The 19,303-nt window shown below is 46.7% G+C and carries 16 protein-coding genes; 4 read left to right on the top strand and 12 right to left on the bottom strand.

The genetic code is table 11. The features are described 5' to 3' along the window. Positions 1-3: 3 nt before the first annotated feature. From PCO85_01005 to PCO85_00975, 7 genes are all read right to left on the bottom strand, one after another. A complete protein-coding gene (locus tag PCO85_01005; GenBank protein WJV54102.1) occupies positions 4-825 on the bottom strand; it encodes a GvpL/GvpF family gas vesicle protein in 822 nt (273 codons plus the stop codon). Positions 826-1,020: 195 nt separating this feature from the next. Next, positions 1,021-1,338, bottom strand: a complete 318-nt coding sequence (locus PCO85_01000) for a hypothetical protein (protein WJV54101.1) — start codon at positions 1,336-1,338, stop codon at positions 1,021-1,023. Between the two features lie 5 nt (positions 1,339-1,343). Then, positions 1,344-2,333: a gas vesicle protein GvpN gene (gene gvpN / locus PCO85_00995; GenBank protein ID WJV54100.1), complete on the bottom strand. Its 990-nt coding sequence runs from the start codon at positions 2,331-2,333 to the stop codon at positions 1,344-1,346. Positions 2,334-2,865: 532 nt separating this feature from the next. Next, positions 2,866-3,360: a hypothetical protein gene (locus tag PCO85_00990; protein ID WJV54099.1), complete on the bottom strand. Its 495-nt coding sequence runs from the start codon at positions 3,358-3,360 to the stop codon at positions 2,866-2,868. A 99-nt stretch (positions 3,361-3,459) separates the two neighbouring features. Then, complete coding sequence (gvpA, locus tag PCO85_00985; GenBank protein ID WJV54098.1) at positions 3,460-3,678, bottom strand: gas vesicle structural protein GvpA; 219 nt, start codon at positions 3,676-3,678, stop codon at positions 3,460-3,462. Positions 3,679-4,441: 763 nt separating this feature from the next. Continuing rightward, positions 4,442-5,206 carry a 4'-phosphopantetheinyl transferase superfamily protein gene (locus tag PCO85_00980; GenBank protein WJV54097.1) on the bottom strand — a complete coding sequence of 255 codons (765 nt, stop codon included), beginning with the start codon at positions 5,204-5,206 and terminating at the stop codon, positions 4,442-4,444. Positions 5,207-5,538: 332 nt separating this feature from the next. Beyond that, positions 5,539-6,246 carry an ABC transporter ATP-binding protein gene (locus tag PCO85_00975; protein ID WJV54096.1) on the bottom strand — a complete coding sequence of 236 codons (708 nt, stop codon included), beginning with the start codon at positions 6,244-6,246 and terminating at the stop codon, positions 5,539-5,541. A gap of 684 nt (positions 6,247-6,930) precedes the next feature. On the opposite strand from PCO85_00975, the gene PCO85_00970 reads away from it, so the two are divergent. Beyond that, positions 6,931-7,488 carry an AraC family transcriptional regulator gene (locus tag PCO85_00970; protein ID WJV54095.1) on the top strand — a complete coding sequence of 186 codons (558 nt, stop codon included), beginning with the start codon at positions 6,931-6,933 and terminating at the stop codon, positions 7,486-7,488. Between the two features lie 347 nt (positions 7,489-7,835). Here the strand turns inward: PCO85_00970 and argG are convergent, their stop codons facing one another. Continuing rightward, on the bottom strand, positions 7,836-9,188 hold the full coding sequence (gene argG / locus PCO85_00965) for an argininosuccinate synthase (GenBank protein WJV54094.1): 1,353 nt from the start codon (positions 9,186-9,188) through the stop codon (positions 7,836-7,838). A 561-nt stretch (positions 9,189-9,749) separates the two neighbouring features. Here argG and PCO85_00960 point away from each other — a divergent pair. Beyond that, positions 9,750-10,325, top strand: a complete 576-nt coding sequence (locus PCO85_00960) for a DJ-1/PfpI family protein (GenBank protein WJV54093.1) — start codon at positions 9,750-9,752, stop codon at positions 10,323-10,325. Positions 10,326-10,372: 47 nt separating this feature from the next. On the opposite strand, the gene PCO85_00955 is transcribed toward PCO85_00960, so the two are convergent. The 4 genes from PCO85_00955 to xylF form a co-directional block, all read right to left on the bottom strand. Continuing rightward, positions 10,373-11,557, bottom strand: a complete 1,185-nt coding sequence (locus tag PCO85_00955; GenBank protein WJV54092.1) for a XylR family transcriptional regulator — start codon at positions 11,555-11,557, stop codon at positions 10,373-10,375. Between the two features lie 118 nt (positions 11,558-11,675). Further along, entirely contained in the window at positions 11,676-12,860 is a 1,185-nt protein-coding gene (gene gguB / locus PCO85_00950) for a sugar ABC transporter permease (GenBank protein WJV54091.1), read from the bottom strand. Continuing rightward, a complete protein-coding gene (locus tag PCO85_00945; GenBank protein ID WJV54090.1) occupies positions 12,838-14,379 on the bottom strand; it encodes a xylose ABC transporter ATP-binding protein in 1,542 nt (513 codons plus the stop codon). The genes gguB and PCO85_00945 overlap by 23 nt, the downstream gene beginning before the upstream one ends. Positions 14,380-14,586: 207 nt before the next feature. Beyond that, on the bottom strand, positions 14,587-15,585 hold the full coding sequence (xylF, locus tag PCO85_00940; protein WJV54089.1) for a D-xylose ABC transporter substrate-binding protein: 999 nt from the start codon (positions 15,583-15,585) through the stop codon (positions 14,587-14,589). A 478-nt stretch (positions 15,586-16,063) separates the two neighbouring features. Between xylF and xylA the strand changes: the two genes are divergently transcribed. Further along, positions 16,064-17,383, top strand: a complete 1,320-nt coding sequence (gene xylA, locus PCO85_00935) for a xylose isomerase (protein ID WJV54088.1) — start codon at positions 16,064-16,066, stop codon at positions 17,381-17,383. 295 nt (positions 17,384-17,678) lie between these two features. Then, on the top strand, positions 17,679-19,136 hold the full coding sequence (xylB, locus tag PCO85_00930) for a xylulokinase (protein ID WJV54087.1): 1,458 nt from the start codon (positions 17,679-17,681) through the stop codon (positions 19,134-19,136). The last annotated feature ends 167 nt before the right edge of the window (positions 19,137-19,303 follow it).

The raw sequence follows: 19,303 nt of genomic DNA, 5'->3' as shown, positions 1-19,303 counted from the left end.
GCCTCAGTCAGAGAGAGTACCAGCGCGGGTCAACGTTTTCTTCTTCGCTGTAGGAGCATGTAAATCCAGAGTAACGAAATTATGCGGTGCCCATGGGCCGGTATAATCGAACAGATAAACGTTATCGAATAACTTTGATGCCTCAAAAACGCCTTTGGCAAATTCATCCATCCGTTCTCTTGCTACCAAACAGGCTAGATTCATTACGTCTTTTTCTTTTTTAACCGGGTTTTCAATAATCTCTTCGCAATAATCCAACAGAACTTCTTTTACTTTTTCCGTCGATTCTTTTCTGTCTCCACTACGCAATGACTCGTACAAATTACCCAGCCGAATCTTCTCTTCACGGTGATTATTGGCATTGGAATTTCCATTCCAGATTTCATCGCGTGTTTCACTTAAGACTGGATATGTAGCAACAAAATATTCATAAATATTAGCAACATCCCAGGAAACACGTAGCCCCATTTCCACACAGCCATCCAAGCGTTCAAAATGTTCTCTGATCGTATCCTGATTAGCGACCAGCAAATTCTTTACTGCTTCAGCATTACGGGCAATAACCCCAAAGCGCATCGGCAATACGGTACCGTCTTCAGTCAACTTATGTAATACAGCCTGATGCGCCGTGATATTACGTCTTTCCGGACGTAACCGGGTACTGAGCGTATCGCTGACCACCGCTCTTAAGCCATCTTGATCAATAGAATAAACCGGTGCTGCTTCCAATCCGCGTATTTTATAATTAGGCGTTGAGTCATCGGAAACACAGAGCGCATAAAGCACCTTGGCACGATGATTTCTGGATTTATCAATACTCATCATGCACTCCTCAATGAAATACGTTTACTTTTGGCGCATTGCACACGGTTCAATCGGCGATATTCTTCTAAATAAATACGTCCGAAATCAGCGAGAATTTGTGACTTCCCCGTCATATTGACGCATGTGCGAAAACTCTTCACCATACGCGGAGTACGGATATGAGCAAGGGTGCGAATTTTGTTCATAATGACAACCTCAATACTTGATTCGCAAACCAGAAGGCTTTTTCTTCTTCTCGGCTGCCTCTGATTTATCATTATTTTCAGCCACAGAACTCGCCGTTGTCGCGTCTGCAAGCAGCGCTGCTTTTTCTTTATCAATATCCGCGATACGCTCATCAATACTGGCAATACGCGATGAGGCGGCCTCACGTTCTCGTGTTCGCCGCCAACGCTCTAATTCCAGCGCACCTATCTGAAAATAATCACGATAGGTTTGATGCTCACCACTCACTCGACCTGAATGAGTTTTTATGTCTGACAGTGTTCTGAGAGGACGAGTACTTATAGCCATGATAATTACTCCACTGCTTTTATTTTTTGTGTGGATGCTTTAACCGTGTCTGAACCTATTGGCGGACAGATTTTACGAATAACGCCATCGACCATTTCACGGTATATAGAACGTCCAGCGTGTTGTATTTTGGCAGCGTCCATACTCAAGACGTCGTAGCAGATAGCATGGAATAATTTGTCACCATAACGTGGTTTTATTCCTTGCTGGTGTAGGATGTGGGCGATGGCAATTCCTGCACGTAACCCATGTTTGGTTTCGTGTTCGTTACCACGCAACTCTCTGATTATATCAACGATATATGCCGCTTCTTTTAATTCCAATTCAGAGCGTGCATGCAGTATCTGTAGTTCGGTATCCCGATCGACAAGACCAATGTTGATAGTAATCATACGATCCATCAGAGCGTCCTGGGTCTTATGCGTACCGGCATACTCTTCTGGATTGGAGGTAAAAATAGCGCGAAATTCTGGGTGTACATCGAGATACCCTTCCCCTACACCACGTAAACCAGGAAGGTTTAAAATCCCTTCGGATAATACGGATAACAGCACATTATTGGTTTCTGCTTTGGAACGATTGAACTCATCATAGATCAGCATGTCACCGTTACGACACGCTGTGGTCAAACGGTTATCCACCCACATGCGGTTCATCTGTTCTTCAGTTTTAAGTACTGAATGAATGTAGTTATCCACCAGGCTGCTTTTACGATAGCCGATGTCTTTCCCCGTCAAATCGGAGCTCACAAATTCTTCGTTACCTTGCAACATGGTAACGGGACGACCCCATAGTGCTGCGAGATGAAATGCCAGGGTTGTTTTCCCTATCCCAGATGGGCCGGCAAAATGCACGGGATAGCCAGCGCGTAAATAAACCAATGCGCGTTCTATAATGTCGTTCACATAAGAAGTCGCTACAAAATGTTCACTCGCTTCCGGAACGACAAGATCATCGTCTACGGTATACTGCGAAACGGTATTTTGCTTAATCATGGAAATACTCCTGTGCCAAACCGTGTACGCCCTAGCCAACACCAGTTCTACGAAATGGCCAAATCAGTGATCGTCTTAGCCGCTAGAATCGGTCGATTTTAGCGGCTTCTTATATTTCGATTTAACTCAGCGATTAATCGAAACTGTATGCCCAATAATGTCACTCCGTGTTTGTGAGCAGACTGTTCATCCACCTCACCCTCCATGGACGACAGAGGCTAATACCGCTATTTACCTTTTTTCGGGCCTAAATACTCACCGAGTTTCTTCTTAGGCTTTTTAGTTTGTTTATCGACTGTATGCTCAGCAACGTTCTTTTTCTCAAGAACCGTCGCTGGTGGCGTGGTTGGCAATGTCGGTGCGGTCGTTTGCACAATTTCAGGTAATGCTGGTTGTTCACTGCCAGGGGCGAATGAACCTTTGCTATCAGGTACTAACGAATCTTCACTGCGGAGGACTACCGGACTTTCACTGCCAGGCGCCGACAAATCTTCACTACTTACCGCCAGAGTATTATCAAGAGGACGAGTGGCTAGACTGTGAGGCTCGTTTTTTTTTTAGCCAGGGTCATGCCGAAAAATACAGCATGGGCAGCCATTCTGTCCTTCTCAGAAGCACTAAGAAAAGCAGCGACATCGTTTGCCACGTTAGCAATGAAATCAGCTCGTTCTTTAGCACAGCGTTCAGCCATACTTTTACGCTCAGCATTAAAACCGTCTAATAAAGCTAGCGTTTTCTTCGACATATCCGTCACGAAAGTGGCACGTTCTTCACTCTGTTGACGACTCATTACCTCGCGGGTATGACAGAAGTCACTCAACATCCGATTAACGCCTCTGACATTATCGGCAACGAATGTCGCGCGTGCGCGTGCGTCTTGAGCAGCGTTTCTAGCCCGAGTTGTAGAAAAACCGGCAATCTGCGCACTCACACTGGAAACCCGCGCATTTTGCTGTGCTATGCGAGATTCATGACTGTCATCAATATTCTTACGCAGCTGCGCCATACCGTCTGTTAAGCATCCCATAGGATTCTCCTTATGTGATAGAGCACTCTTGAAGCGTTGAAAAGTACTCAAGCAGCTGAATGACTCAGCTACTTGGGCACTTTTATTCTGCTTACTTAATTACGCTGGAGTCGCTGCACTGGCGGTAAGGCCAATCGCTTCTGCGTATTTCAAATAAGTTTCAACAGAAGCAATAACAACACGTGCTTCGATGGATAACAGTTCAATACCAACCAATGAGACTTTGACCCAAGCGTCAATCACAATGCCTTTGTCCAGAATACGGTCTACTACTTCAGCCAAGCTGGAAGAGTCTGTTGATTTTTGTACTTTAGCCATGATGGCGTCTCCTAGAAAATGTTCATAAATTACATATGTAATTAGGTTCTACGTACAGACTTGTTACTGCACGCCTATGTAGAATGCAACTCATGCGCCAACCTATAGGCATCAGCTCTCCATTAATGTTAATAAATCCACCGACACAAATTAACATCATGAATAATAAAGTTATTTTTCTATATGATTTATTTTTAATATGCTCATGAAGAAAAATCTTTTCTATCAAAAATAAGGTTACTGACATTAAATACGGGCCGGAATTACCATACGGCTATGGCGTCAACTCCCTAATTCAGGTAAATCATTCCACATTCCGCCAGTCATAATTTAACATATCGATAACATAACTATGTTATTCATTAACAATTCGGCGTGATGTTTTATTTAAACCATAAAGGATCAATTAAAATTCTAGCGTTCAAAAGAAAGCGTAGATGATTGGTCATGATGTCGCCCTTACACACAATAAATTTCGAGTGACAGGAACGCGAGAAGTGAAAGAATTCCAATAGATTACAATTTAAGTGATAATGATTCGTTTACTTTTCCGGCCCGAAAAGATGGCACATAGATTGTCAGCGCTTATTTCATCTATTCTACAATTTCAGACAATAATGCATCATGTCGGCCCGGCATAATGCAGATAAGGGAAAGCTTTCGCTTGGATAAGCGGGTGCAAGATTACAGGGATGTACTCAATCGTAAAGTTCAGGTTGATACGGATATTACCTGAATTTCTAAAACCGGCTGATAAATTAGCTTACAACCAAGGCGTTAACGTAGCTTGTTCATTGATAATGAACATTTCCCAGTTCACTGGTTGTTGAGATACCCCAGAAGGGAAAATGCAATAGCTGAGTGCCACAGAAGGCGTCCCTTCGAGCCATCGTTCATTGAGCTGGCAGTCCACCGGTTGCATTTCATCAACAACGGTGACACCACCAGATAACCCGGTCAGACAGCTAAACGACGTTAGTGACTTAAACAACCCGGTACCCAGTGCCTTGATATAGGCCTCCTTTCTGGTCCATAGCCGGGTAAACGCCGTTATGAATTGTGTTTCCTCTTCATACTGCAACAGCCACTGCAACTCATCAGGGTGAAAAAACCGCTTTGCAACATCCCGCTTTCGCAGAGCCTGTCCCTGCAAGCCTTCCACATCCACGCCGACCCGAGAACCATTGGCAATAACGAAAGCACAGGCGGCGGCGGTATGAGAAATATTAAACTGAACGGCCGGATGATGCGGTAAAAACGGTTTTCCCCACGGCCCTCGGGCAAACTGAAGCTCAACAGCCATTTGATGGCAGTACGGTGCCAACAATAAACGAGCAATACCCTCCGCCAACTGACGAGGCGTCAATACGCTCGGGTTTACCATATTGCAAGCCTGACCAGCCACCGCCTGTAATGCCGGACTCTCCAGCGCCGAACGCCCAACCACGACACAACACGGGTCGGAAGAGAAAACATCCGCCAGCTCACCCAAAGAGTGGGTATGTATTGACGATGTAGCCTTCAGCATCCTTAACTGTTCTCCAAAATCAGGGACTGGACAGCCTCTCGATGAGAGGCTGTGAGTTTGATGACAAAGTCTATATAACGGCGATAATGAGAAGATCGTAAAGATGCTGCAAGTACCTCCCTGTAAGCTCAAGCCGCGCCATCCCTGGCGCGGATACTTTACTCTTCTTCCTCATTATCACCGTTCTGACGCTATACATAAGCTGTCAGTTCAATGCCACTGCATGGTTTTGTTGTAGTGTAAAACGAAGGGGAGACCTGACCAACACACCCCTCACTCTACTACATAGCCCGAATGGGCAGATTTCAAGCAATATACACACGGTATTATAATTATACCGTCGGCCTTAACTGTCCATTCTCACCGTCAGCTACGACCTGCCCATCAAACAGGACAACCATACGCCGGGCACGCCTGGCCGAGTGGGAATCATGCGTCACAATACAAATAGTGGTGCCGTCGTTATGTAACGTATCAAGAATATCCATTACCGCTTCAGCATTGGCGGAATCCAGATTCCCGGTAGGTTCGTCCGCCAACAGGAGCGACGGCCGGCCGACAATGGCCCGGGCTACTGCCACACGCTGCTGCTGACCACCGGACAACTGCGAGGGGTAATAGTGAACACGATGTGACATGTTCACCATCGCCAAAGCCTGCTGTACTCGTTCTTTCTGTTGTGAACGCGAAACATCCCCACGATAGATCAACGGCAATGCGACATTCTCCTCAATCGTCAAGTCACTAATAAGATTAAACGATTGAAAAATAAAACCAATTTCTTTATTGCGTAGCCAAGCCATCTCTCTTTTACTGATATCGTCAATCATCACCCCATTCAACCAGTAGCGACCTTCTGAGGGAACATCCAGCAAGCCCATAATCGACAATAAGGTTGATTTCCCACACCCGGAAGGACCGGCAATTGATACATATTCGCCAGCATGAATGGAAAGGTTAATCTTGCTAAGAGCATGAGTTTCAATTTCATCAGTAAGAAAAACTTTATGCACATTATCAAGCTGAACCAGCACCGTCATGAGAAATCCTCAGTGTATGAATAGGGTCGAAACTGATGGTATCTTACAACTCCAGCCGCGATTCTTTTACCTCTGGTTTCATGCCCACCATCTTTCAGGTTGCCAATGTGGGCATCGTGACTCAGCTCCCCACAAGCGGCTCCTATTTGCTGAACCAGCCGAAAAATGACCTACTCCAGAGTTTCAACATAAAAGTCTCCCAACTGATAATAGCAACTTCCATTACCGTTATTATTTTTCGTCGAGGAATTTAACATTTTCCGCACTAAAAATAGAATAAGAAAATGATATTCGTTGTGAATAATTCAGCGTAGAAATACTATTTCTTCAAATTCAATTACTATGCACAACATTTATTATCATAGGTTGGCTAATACTATTCATTACCAGAAACTCATCACATAATCACCGCTATACTTACCTTCCTTTATTCTCAATGAGATAATCAATACTGAGACAAGGCGTCCCAATATCGCAATAATAAATCCCAGCAATGGGACAATTCATAAAATATCCATTATGTATTCCCATAAAAATCGCTGTTACAAGAATGGCACACTATTTGCGTTAATTTATCTGCAATTGCTGTATTGACAATAATTAACAACTGGATTTCGCCGCTGTTACTGGTATTTGTGATTAACAGGTCCAGATAAAGGAAATTATTTTTTTTGGGATAATGCCATGAATATACTACACGCTTACACACCCGCACTAGATAATGAAAGCTTCAATAACAACCTCATTCAGGATATGTATCGACGCCACCCTAACTTAAGAAAAGCATTGGAGGTGAATAATAAGGCGACTAATCTGGCCAGTATCATTGACTATATTATCGATAATATTGGCAACAATATCACTCTCGATCAGTTAGAAATGGTCAGTGGCAAATCCAAGTTTGATATCTGTAGGCTATTCAACCAAGTCTATAATATTACCCCTATGCGCTGGATATGGCGTGTGCGCATCACTCTGGCAAAGGAAATCATTCACATTTCGCCGAACTGGTCATTAACAGACATTTGTTATGCTTGCGGTTTTTCATCCCTGCCTCATTTTTCCCGCTGCTTTACCAAAACCTATAAAATACCACCGCTAAAATATCGTAAGTCTGTGTTTTCAGACAAAGAACGGCCACGGACAATGAACAACATGAGCTTTGATATTATTTTTGGCAAACAACGTCATATTTTTTCTCGCGCCGTTTTATTGGATAACATTCAAAACCTATGTAATTAATTCATTATATGCTTAGCCTGTTATCAACGGCCCTTTTCAAGGGCTTTTTTATCCCGCTGAAGAGTGACGTCACCCAGTTGCCGCCTTCCTACCTATTGAAACCTATCGTGTTTGGTAACGATTTCCAGCATGTTCTGATATAAATTTTTCCAGGTACTTTGCCAATAAACAGATTTACTTTTTTGTCCTGAATTGCTGAAAGCAGCATAGTATGAAGTTACTATTGTAACAATGAACACTAAAAATTAAAAAAACAAATAAAATCAGTAGGATAAAATCCAGCTTAGACCAATAAAAAGGGCATATTGAAATATGCCCGTGATGATTTTATTCAGTATAACGGCCGGTTATTTCTTCGATTTATCCTGTAGCAGATCGTGATTTTCTACCTGGGGTAAACCTGCGCTACCAGAAGAAATCAGACCGGTTTCCACGTAATTGAGTAGTTTTTCACGCGTATCAGTAATGTCCAGATTACGCATGGTCAATTGGCCGATACGATCATCTGGGGAGAAAACCGACTCACCTTTTTCCATCGTCAGGCGTTCTGGCTGGTAAGTCAGATTGTCAGACACGGTATTCAGGATGGAGTAATCGTTGCCGCGACGCAGTTCAACCGTCACTTCACCCGTAATTTCACTGGCAACCCAACGCTGTAAAGCATCACGCAGCATCAATGCCTGCGGGTCAAACCAGCGCCCCTGATACAATAAACGTCCCAACTGGCGACCATGGGCATGGTACTGCTCAATGGTGTCTTCATTATGGATACCGGTGACCAGACGTTCGTAAGCGATGTGTAGCAGCGCCATTCCCGGGGCCTCGTAAATACCACGGCTCTTCGCTTCAATGATCCGGTTTTCAATCTGATCACTCATACCCAGGCCGTGACGACCACCAATACGGTTGGCTTCCATCATTAACTCAACGTCATCGTTGAACGTTTTACCGTTCAAGGCCACTGGATAGCCACGCTCAAAACGGACCACGACCTCTTCTGCGGACACCTTCACATTCTCGTCCCAGAACTTCACCCCCATAATCGGGTTCACAATCTTCACACTGGAGTTCAGGAATTCCAGATCCTTCGCTTCGTGCGTGGCACCCAGCATATTGGAGTCAGTCGAGTAGGCTTTTTCCGCAGACATCTTGTAATGAAAACCCGCGTTGACCATAAACTCGGACATTTCCTGACGACCACCCAGCTCATCAATAAAATCCGTATCCAGCCATGGTTTGTAGATTTTCAACTCCGCATTGGTCAGCAAACCATAACGGTAGAAGCGCTCAATATCGTTACCTTTATACGTGCTGCCATCACCCCAGATATTCACACCATCTTCTTTCATCGCAGCCACCAGCATAGTACCAGTTACTGCACGCCCCAACGGGGTAGTATTAAAATAGGTGATGCCTGCGGTGGTATTATGAAACGCACCACACTGGATAGCGGCAATTCCCTCGGCCACCAGTTGTTTACGACAATCGATCAACCGGGCATTTTCTGCGCCATACTCCATCGCACGGCGGGGAATAGCCTCGTAATCGTCTTCATCTGGTTGTCCCAGATTCGCCGTATAAGCATAAGGTACTGCGCCTTTCTGACGCATCCAGAGCAATGCCGCACTGGTATCCAGACCACCGGAAAAAGCAATACCGATACGTTCACCAATCGGAAGATGTTTCAGAATCGTCGTCATAACTATTAATCCCTGCTCGAAGTTCGATGGTATTAAGCTTAGCCGCTTCACCACCAGGTTACGCAATACATTAGGAGAAGACGGGGCGGGTTGACAACGTTTTCTATGCTGATCGTCACAACGGATGCCGCACCTTCACAATGCATATTTATGCAAAATTTGTGAGTGATAATTTAAGCATCTTTTCTGCTGAACCGGAAGAGAGGAGTCGCATTTTAAGGAAAAAAATTCATTCCCGTCAGCACGGGTTATCGCGACTACATTTGTGGCTGGCAGGTGGTCAGCGATAATGATGACGATTTACACTTATCTGGGTTCGTGAAAGTTGTTTAACCCTAAACCCGTCAGCATCACGTCCTCAACCGGAAATGGCGACAACGAAAGTTTCGGCAGAACAATGGCCAGCGCGTGAGTATAACGCGATTTTTCCGCCAGTCTAAGTAGCAAAAATCGGTTACGAGACACGTCATACAATAATAAAACCTTGTTTCATTTTATTCGATTTTCTTTGCTATCCTTCGTGTGATGAATTGTTCCCCCTTGCATATTGCTGGAGATGCTATGTCTAAGAAAGTCGCCGTTCTACTGGCCCCGGGGTTTGAAGAGGCAGAAGCGGTTATGGTGATTGATGTGCTGCATCGCATGAAACTGAAGGTTGAGACACTGTCCTGCCAGGACATGTTGGAACTACGCAGCTATCACAATATCCGTATGTTTGCGGATGCGTTGCTGGAAAGAAACATGGACATCCTGTTTGATGCGATAGTTATCCCAGGTGGCCCACAGGGAACCGTCAATCTGGCAGCAAATCCGCTGGTTGTAGAGTTTATTCGCCGCCACGATGCAGCCCAAAAGCTCATCTGCCCGTTATGTTCTGCCGCAGCTCGCGTGCTGGGTGGCAACGACCTGCTGAAAGGGCGCCGTTATGTGTGTTCGGGCGACCTGTGGCAGGATGTTACCGATGGTGTCTATGTAGACCAGAAAGTGGTGGAAGACGGTAACCTGATCAGCGGCAAAGGACTCGGTGTGGCGTTTGATTTCGCCTTTACCATTGCCAGTCGTCTTACAGGCGACAACGCCGACGCCAATTTCCAGGTGGAGCACATTGATTATGATTACTGGCGCGCACCAGCATAATCAATACGTTGCGCGGTCTGAATGACCGCGTATAGCATTATTCTGAGTCAATCACTGTAATCGACTTCCCCGTAACGATCCCGATATTCCTTGGGTGTCACGCTGTAGCCTTTTTTAAAAACCGAATAAAAGTAAGGTAGGGACGGATAACCGCACATTAGAGAGATCTCATTGATCGAAATAGAGGTCGAGATCAAAAGATTACGAGCACGATCCAGCTTTTCTTCGTGAATTACCCCATGAATGGTCTGTTCCATCTCATCCTTGAAGCGCTTTTCCAAATTAGAGCGGGACAATCCTACCGCATCCAGAACCTGCTCGACCTTAATGCCTTTACAGGCATGATAACGAATAAAATGCATTGCTTGAATGACCGCCGGATCGTGTACCGAGCGGTAGTCCGTAGAACGACGTTCAACCACCCTGACTGGCCGTACCAGAGTACGTTGCAATGGCAGGTTATGGTTATTCAACAATTGATGTAGCAATTTTGCCGCCTGGTATCCCATCTGTCGGGTTCCCTGAGCTACAGAGGATAATGCGATACGAGACAGGTAGCGGGTCAGTTCTTCATTATCAATACCAATGACACACAACTTTTCCGGCACAGCGATATTCAAATGTTCACAGACCTGCAACAGATGGCGAGCACGAGAATCAGTAACCGCAATGATGCCGGTTTGCAACGGTAATGTTTGTACCCAGTCGGCCAGACGGTTTTGCGCATACTGCCAGTTGTCAGGTGTTGTTTCCATACCCTGATAAACCACCCCCTGATACCGCTCCGAAGCAACCAACTGACGAAAAGCATACTCACGTTCCTGCGCCCATCCTTTTCCCACCGATGCCGGTAAACCATAAAAGGCGAAACGATTTAATCCCTTATTTTTCAGATGCATAAATGCACTTTCAACCAAGGCATAATTATCGGTGGCAATGTAGTGTACCGACGGGTAATCGGCCAGATTATGATAAGATCCACCTACACCGACCAAGGGGATATTCACTCCCGCTAACAACTCGACGATCTCCTTGTCGTCAAAATCAGCAATAACCCCATCACCAAGCCAATCTTTGATATTGTCTATTCGACAATGAAAATCCTCTTCAATGAAGATATCCCAGTCACATTGAGAGGCCTGGAGGTATTCACCCACACCTTCTACAACCTGCCGGTCATACACTTTATTCGCATTGAACAGCAACGTAATACGATAGCGTTTCTCAAACATGATGATGATTTTCCATCCGGAATTGTGTCATTCTGAATAGCACAGCTACCCGACGACCCAAAATAATTTCCTTATTATTGCGAGTCGCCACGAATTTCCTGCCATTAACACCGTTAAATCAGACACTCCTCTTGGTAGCAGTATCCATCCACACAGCCAGCAATAAAATGCCGCCCTTCACGATATACTGCCAGAATGTTGGGACATCCAGCATGCTCATGCCATTATCCAGTGATGCCATGATAAAGGCCCCCATCACCGCACCAGCAACACTACCCACTCCGCCGGCAAGACTGGTTCCACCAATAACACAGGCCGCGATAGCATCCAGCTCGGCAATATTCCCGGCTGACGGGGAACCGGCACCAAGACGAGAACTGAGTACTAACCCGGCGACCGCCACCATCAGGCCATTAATGGCAAATACGGCCATCTTGTTGCGTTCCACGTTGATCCCAGACAGACGAGCCGCATCCAGATTACCGCCAACTGCATAGATACGACGTCCGAAAGCGGTGCGGGTTGCCATAAAAATCCCGGCCAGCATGATCAAAGTTAATAGCAGAACCGGTGTCGGTACTCCCCGATAATCATTCAGGAGATAAACCGCTCCCAGTACAATCACGGCAGTGAATGCCTGACGAGTGACATCACCCGCAGCAGCGACAACCGGTAAACCAAGATGCATGCGGTGACGACGTTGACGCCATTGCCACAGAACAAACAGTATCAGCCCCAGAGCACCCAGCACGAAACCGATACCCGATGGCAGGTAACTTTGACCAATTTGAGACATCGCCGTACTGATAGGGGCAACGGTCGTACCATTGGTAATCCCAATCAGCGCCCCGCGAAACGCCAGCATCCCCGCCAGCGTGACAATAAAAGAGGGCACTTTACGATAAGCGACCCACCAGCCGTTCCAGGCACCTAACAGCAACCCCAGCAATAGCGTCACGATAATAGTCAAAGGTAACGGCCAGCCAAACCAGACATCAAAGATAGCCGCCACTCCGCCCAATAACCCCATCATCGACCCCACCGACAAATCGATTTCTGCGGAGATAATCACGAATACCATACCCACCGCCAGAATGCCGGTAATTGACGTCTGGCGCAGAAGATTGGAAATATTGCGTGCGCTAAGATAAGACCCCTCGGTCATAAACGTAAAAAAGAGCATGATCACAATGATAGCGGCGATCATGACGTAAACTTGCAGATTGATATGTTTTAGACGATGCAGTACCGATTCCGGTTCTGCGATGGCGTTATGCCGATCAGACAACGACGTTTTCAGCATGATGCTCACTCCTTAATGCAGCTTCCATTACCTGTTCCTGAGTCAAATCATGATTAGGTAAATCAGCTTTGATACGCCCCTGGTGCATAACCAGAACCCGATCACTCAGGCCCAGCACTTCTGGCAGCTCGGAAGATATGACAATGACGGCGATCTGTTGTTTAACCAACTGATTAATAAGTTTATATATTTCGTATTTTGCACCGATATCGATTCCCCGCGTCGGTTCATCGAGAATCAGGATTTTTGGTTCTAACAATAAACACTTCGCCAGTACTGCTTTTTGCTGGTTCCCACCGCTAAGACGGGCAATGGCGAGTTCCGGTGATACCGTTTTGACCTTCAGGTTAGCGATTGACTCTCGTAACGTGTTTTGTTCCTGGGCATCATTCAGTATCGAAAAAGACCCCGTAAACTGATCAAGTGCCGCCAGCGTAATATTCTGCGCTACGCTCATCACCGGAATAATGCCATCTTTTTTACGGTCTTCCGGCACCATGGCGATACCCAGCGCCATTGCTTGACGGCAATGATTGATAGTGACACGTTTCCCCTGAAGATAGATTTCACCCTGCCAATGGCCGGGATAAGAACCAAATAGACACTGGACGGTTTCCGTTCGACCAGAACCCACCAACCCAGCTATCCCCAGAACTTCGCCACGATGCAGGGCAAAAGAAACATCATCAACCCGACGAATATGTCGGTTAACCTGGTGCCAGGCAGTCAGATGTTCAACGCGCAGAATTTCCTCGCCAATAGTGTGCGGCTCATTCGGATACAGCTCCGTCAGTTCCCGCCCCACCATCATGGCAATAATTTGATCTTCACTCAGTTCCGCTGCCGGACGAGTACCGATATGTTTGCCATCACGGATGACACAAATCACATCGGAGATAGCCTTCACTTCATTCAGCTTGTGGGAGATATAAATGCAGGCAATACCGTGGTGACGTAAATCCTGCACAATATCCAGCAAAATAGCGGTTTCCCGCTCAGTCAGAGATGCCGTCGGTTCATCCAGAACCAACAATCGCACCTGCTTATTCAGCGCCTTGGCAATTTCCACCAGTTGCTGCTGGCCTAAGCCCAGTTCTCCAACTTTGGTATGAGGATCGACATCCAGCTTTACCTGTTCCAACATTTTCTGGCAGCGTAAATACATGTTGTCGTAGTCCATGACGCCATAACGTGACCATTCATTACCCAGGAAAATATTTTCCAGTACGGACATTCCCTTCACCAGCGCCAGCTCCTGATGAATAATGGCAATCCCTTTCTGCTCAGTGTCACGAATATGATTTGCCCGCAGCTCATCACCGGCAAACGTAATACTGCCTTCATAACTGCCATACGGATAAACCGCGCACAGCACTTTCATCAGTGTGGATTTGCCGGAGCCGTTTTCGCCACACAGTGACAGTACCTGCCCTGCATCCAACTGCAGGCTGACATTGTCCACCGCCTTCACCACACCGAATGACTTGGTGATATTTTTCATTTCCAACAAACACGGCATAGCAACCTCCATAAAACCAGGTAGGTGCCAAATCTAATGAGAATAGCCCGATCGTTGATGGGACTACGCTACTCCCCTGACTCAGGAAAAACCGGTCAGTAAACATCTACTATCAATCAGTTAACGTGTTGATGGCTCGAGGATGGGAGCACTTCAATGAACCCCATCCCCGAACTCACCCTGCGTATCACGCTTAAGTGATATGCATCAGTTATAGACATCCGATTTTTTCTGGAAGCCATCAGCAATGACGGTACTGTCAATATTCGATTTATCGACAGGAATAGGTGTCAACAGGAAGGAAGGGATATCTTTCAGACCATTGTTGAGTGTGGCATTAGACTTCGGCGTTTTCCCTTGTCCCAGTTCCACGGCAATATCAGCGGCATCTTGTGCCAACTTGCTGATAGGCTTGTAGACCGTCATGGTCTGCGTACCAGCTACAATCCGTTTTATAGCCGCCAAGTCAGCATCCTGGCCTGATATAGCGACCTTGCCCGCCAATCCCTGAGCAGACAGTGCCTGAATCGCACCGCCAGCAGTCGCATCATTGGAGGCGACAACAGCGTCAATTTTGTTGTTATTGGCCGTCAGGGCATTTTCCATAATTTTCAAGGCATTTTCCGGTAACCAGGCATCCACCCACTGGTCCCCGACGATGTGAATTTTCCCACTATCAATCAGCGGTTTTAAGACTTTCATCTGCCCTTGCCGGAAAAGTTTGGCATTGTTATCAACCGGTGATCCTCCCATCAGAAAATAATTACCTTGAGGAACTTTGCTGATCAGATATTTCGCTTGTAACTCACCGACCTTTTCATTATCAAAGGAAATATAAAAATCCACGTCGGCATTATTTATCATACGATCATAAGCCAGAACCTTAATACCTTCTCGTTTGGCTTCTGCAATCACATTACTTAATACCTTACCGTTATAAGGAATAATAACCAGGACATCGACGCCTCGATTGATCATATTTTCTATTTGATCCATCTGAGTCTCTTCATTACCGTTTGCCGATTGAACAAAAACCTTGGCCCCTTGTGCTTCCGCTTTTTGTACAAAGATGTCACGGTCTTTTTGCCAACGTTCGAGACGTAAATCATCAATCGCCATACCTATTTTTACTTCTTTGGCAAACCCGGGTTGAGCGATTATGGCAAGTGCGGCACAAACTGACAGTAAAAAGTGTTTAGCTTTCATCGTAGAGTACCTTTTTTTATATATACCTTAAATAATTTGAGTGGCAGGAAATCAGCAACCAGGTGAACCACCAGAAGCTTACAGAAGTAAGTGACTGAGGTGAGCAAAGGCAGCTAATACACCTGCAACGTGCAATATGACGGGTATAGATGCAGGACACAAAACTTCAATAACCAGCAGGATTGTTCACGTTAATCTGTTTTGCATCAATTACAGATTTTTATCCCTTAATTATGTTTTTTGGTTTAATTGTTATTTTTTGATAGCGGTCATGTTTTATTGTCGTTGCCGAGCCTACTTATTCCAAACTTTGCGAAATGTATTCAGCGTTAATGACGTCCATTTTTTGCGACGCAGTGCACATTTAATAATTATCTCAATTTCAGTGTGAAATAACGTAATTGAGCAAATCACGGCAAGATCAGAATATGAATCATTGTCCCGAACTGTCATATGGGTGGTTTCTAAGGAGTTCACAATGCACGCTTATTTTGATCAAATTGAAAAAGTCCGTTTTGAGGGTACTAACAGTACCAATCCATTCGCTTTTCGTCATTACAATCCCGATCAGGAAATTCTTGGTAAGCGAATGGCCGACCATCTACGTTTTGCCGTTTGCTACTGGCATACTTTCTGTTGGAATGGTTCCGACATGTTTGGTGTCGGCGCGTTCGAACGTCCGTGGCAACAGTCAGGTGACGCCCTGGCTCTGGCAAAACGTAAAGCCGATATCGCCTTTGAGTTTCTCAGCAAGCTGGGTGCCCCTTACTACTGTTTTCATGATGTGGATGTTTCACCGGAAGGCAACTCACTGAAAGAGTATCTGAACAATTTCGCTGAAATGGTGGATATTCTGGCAGCCAAGCAGCAGGAAAGTGGCGTGAAACTTCTATGGGGAACTGCGAACTGTTTTACCCATCCACGTTATGGGGCCGGGGCCGCGACCAATCCCGATCCAGAAGTGTTTGCCTGGGCCGCGACACAGGTGTTCACCGCCATGAACGCCACCAAAACGCTGGGCGGCGAGAATTATGTGTTATGGGGTGGCCGTGAAGGCTATGAGACACTGCTGAATACCGACCTGCGTCAGGAACGTGAACAGATTGGTCGCTTTATGCAGATGGTGGTGGAACACAAACATAAAATAGGTTTCCAGGGGACATTGCTTATTGAACCCAAGCCACAGGAGCCCACAAAACATCAGTATGACTATGACGTCGCCACAGTCTATGGTTTCCTGAAACAGTTTGGACTGGAAAAAGAGATTAAGGTTAACGTCGAGGCGAACCATGCAACATTGGCCGGACACACTTTCCACCATGAAATTGCAACGGCTATTGCACTGGGTATTTTCGGTTCTGTCGATGCCAATCGCGGTGACCCGCAATCAGGTTGGGATACCGATCAATTCCCCAATAGTGTCGAAGAGAATGCCTTGGTAATGCATGAAATCCTCAAAGCCGGAGGGTTTACTACCGGGGGGCTTAATTTCGATGCCAAAGTCCGCCGTCAAAGCACTGACAAATATGACCTGTTCTACGGCCACATTGGTGCAATGGACACAATGGCTCTATCGTTGAAGGTTGCTGCTCGCATGATTGAGGATAACCAGCTTAATCAATTGGTTGCCAAACGCTATGCTGGCTGGAACAGTGAATTGGGACAGCAAATCCTACAAGGTAAAGCGTCACTGGAAATACTCTCGAAATACGCAGAAAGTCATCAGTTGGCGCCACATCACCAGAGTGGACATCAGGAACGCCTGGAAAATCTGGTTAATCACTATCTGTTTGATTAACGCGCTGACTTAACGCTTATATACCCTGAGTAATTCGAATTGCAGGAAGGCGGCAACGCAGCGAATCCCCGGAAGCTTACTCAAGCCAGCCTCTGAGGTGGCTGCGGCCCCAAAGGAGCGAGGCCCAAGAATGGGCCGAGTAACCGAGAAAAGCACACGCACCGACAACGCTAAAGATGACGGGTATATATCAGTCAGCAATGAATAAGTAATAAGGGGAATGAACACCATCCCGTTCCCAATGTGAAAGAAAACGGTCTGACCAGGATAGGACAACAGCACAGCGAGGCACCGCATGTATATCGGTATTGATCTCGGAACATCGGGCGTTAAAGCCATTTTATTGAGTGAAACCGGCGAGGTTATCGCCAGTCACCATGCCACATTGACCGTTTCCCGCCCACATCCATTGTGGTCAGAGCAGGAGCCAGAGCACTGGTGGCAGGCCACTGATGAAGCGATGCGAGCACTGGCAGCACAGCATGATTTACACACAGTAAAGGCCGTGGGGCTCTCTGGACAGATGCACGGTGCCACCTTGCTGGACAAGCAGCAACGCGTGTTGCGACCTGCCATTTTGTGGAACGACGGGCGTAGTGCCGCACAATGCCTGGAACTAGAGCAGTTGGTGCCCCGTTCCCGGCTCATCACCGGCAACCTGATGATGCCGGGCTTTACCGCGCCAAAACTGAAATGGGTACAGGAGTATGAGTCCGATATATTCGATAAAATCGACAAAGTGCTACTCCCAAAAGATTACTTACGCTGGCGGATGACCGGCGACTTCGCCAGCGATATGTCCGATGCCGCGGGTACATTGTGGTTGGATGTTGCCAAACGGGACTGGAGCGATGCGCTACTGCAAGCCTGTTCTCTTACCCGAGACCAGATGCCCACGCTGTATGAAGGCAATCAGATCACGGGTCATTTGCTATCCGATGTCGCAGCACGTTGGGGGATGAAACCCGTTCCGGTCGTCGCTGGCGGAGGAGACAACGCGGCAGGCGCTATCGGTGTGGGGTTATACCAACCCGGTCAAGCCATGTTATCACTGGGAACTTCGGGGGTTTATTTTGCCGTCAGTGACGGTTTCCTCAGCAATCCTCAGCGTGCAGTACACAGTTTCTGCCATGCGCTACCTGATACCTGGCACCTGATGTCCGTGATGCTCAGTGCAGCTTCCTGCCTTGACTGGGCCGCCCGGTTGACCCGTGCTGACAGCGTAGCGGCACTACTGGCAGAAGCGGAACAACAGGTGAATGAAAAAGCGACACCGGTTTGGTTCCTGCCTTATCTATCCGGTGAGCGCACACCCCATAATAATCCTCAGGCAAAGGGGGCATTTTGGGGACTGACACATTCGCATGGCCCGGCGGAATTGGCTCGCGCCGTATTGGAAGGGGTTGGATTCGCGCTGGCGGACGGTATGGATGCCCTGCACATGACGGGCTTACAACCTGAACGAATCACGCTGATTGGTGGCGGTGCCCGCAGCGCGTACTGGCGACAAATACTGGCAGACATCAGCGGGAAAACGTTGGAATACCGTACTGGTGGTGATGTTGGCCCCGCACTGGGGGCAGCCCGTCTGGCACAAATCGCACTCAACCCACAAATACCGCTGGAACAGTTATTGCCACAACTCCCGCTGGAACAAACCCATTATCCCGATCCGCAGCGCCATGCCAGCTATGCGCAACAGCGGGAAACTTTCCAGAAACTTTATCAGCAACTCAGTCCGCTGATGGTGTAATTCACCAAACCTGTATTGTAGCGGCTCGCGCCGCTACATAATTAGTCGTTGTGAATGCAACACATTAGCCACTGTAAATGAAAAAGAAGAACATTTCAGGCAACGTCGTTAAAGCAGGGATCAAGTCGTCCTGATTCAGCCTGGTTATGTCCTGATTTGGCCTTCTT

Source organism: Prodigiosinella aquatilis, assembly GCA_030388725.1.
GTDB lineage: Bacteria > Pseudomonadota > Gammaproteobacteria > Enterobacterales > Enterobacteriaceae > Prodigiosinella > Prodigiosinella aquatilis.
Note: the sequence above shows the minus strand (reverse complement) of the source record. Positions and strands in the feature narration are given on the sequence as shown.

Excerpts from the sequence above, each read along its gene's own strand:
- PCO85_01005 (WJV54102.1), bottom strand. The coding sequence starts at position 825 with ATGATGAGTATTGATAAATCCAGAAATCATCGTGCCAAGGTGCTTTAT.
- PCO85_01000 (WJV54101.1), bottom strand. The coding sequence starts at position 1,338 with ATGGCTATAAGTACTCGTCCTCTCAGAACACTGTCAGACATAAAAACT.
- gvpN (WJV54100.1), bottom strand. The coding sequence starts at position 2,333 with ATGATTAAGCAAAATACCGTTTCGCAGTATACCGTAGACGATGATCTT.
- PCO85_00990 (WJV54099.1), bottom strand. The coding sequence starts at position 3,360 with ATGGGATGCTTAACAGACGGTATGGCGCAGCTGCGTAAGAATATTGAT.
- gvpA (WJV54098.1), bottom strand. The coding sequence starts at position 3,678 with ATGGCTAAAGTACAAAAATCAACAGACTCTTCCAGCTTGGCTGAAGTA.
- PCO85_00980 (WJV54097.1), bottom strand. The coding sequence starts at position 5,206 with ATGCTGAAGGCTACATCGTCAATACATACCCACTCTTTGGGTGAGCTG.
- PCO85_00975 (WJV54096.1), bottom strand. The coding sequence starts at position 6,246 with ATGACGGTGCTGGTTCAGCTTGATAATGTGCATAAAGTTTTTCTTACT.
- PCO85_00970 (WJV54095.1), top strand. The coding sequence starts at position 6,931 with ATGAATATACTACACGCTTACACACCCGCACTAGATAATGAAAGCTTC.
- argG (WJV54094.1), bottom strand. The coding sequence starts at position 9,188 with ATGACGACGATTCTGAAACATCTTCCGATTGGTGAACGTATCGGTATT.
- PCO85_00960 (WJV54093.1), top strand. The coding sequence starts at position 9,750 with ATGTCTAAGAAAGTCGCCGTTCTACTGGCCCCGGGGTTTGAAGAGGCA.
- PCO85_00955 (WJV54092.1), bottom strand. The coding sequence starts at position 11,557 with ATGTTTGAGAAACGCTATCGTATTACGTTGCTGTTCAATGCGAATAAA.
- gguB (WJV54091.1), bottom strand. The coding sequence starts at position 12,860 with ATGCTGAAAACGTCGTTGTCTGATCGGCATAACGCCATCGCAGAACCG.
- PCO85_00945 (WJV54090.1), bottom strand. The coding sequence starts at position 14,379 with ATGCCGTGTTTGTTGGAAATGAAAAATATCACCAAGTCATTCGGTGTG.
- xylF (WJV54089.1), bottom strand. The coding sequence starts at position 15,585 with ATGAAAGCTAAACACTTTTTACTGTCAGTTTGTGCCGCACTTGCCATA.
- xylA (WJV54088.1), top strand. The coding sequence starts at position 16,064 with ATGCACGCTTATTTTGATCAAATTGAAAAAGTCCGTTTTGAGGGTACT.
- xylB (WJV54087.1), top strand. The coding sequence starts at position 17,679 with ATGTATATCGGTATTGATCTCGGAACATCGGGCGTTAAAGCCATTTTA.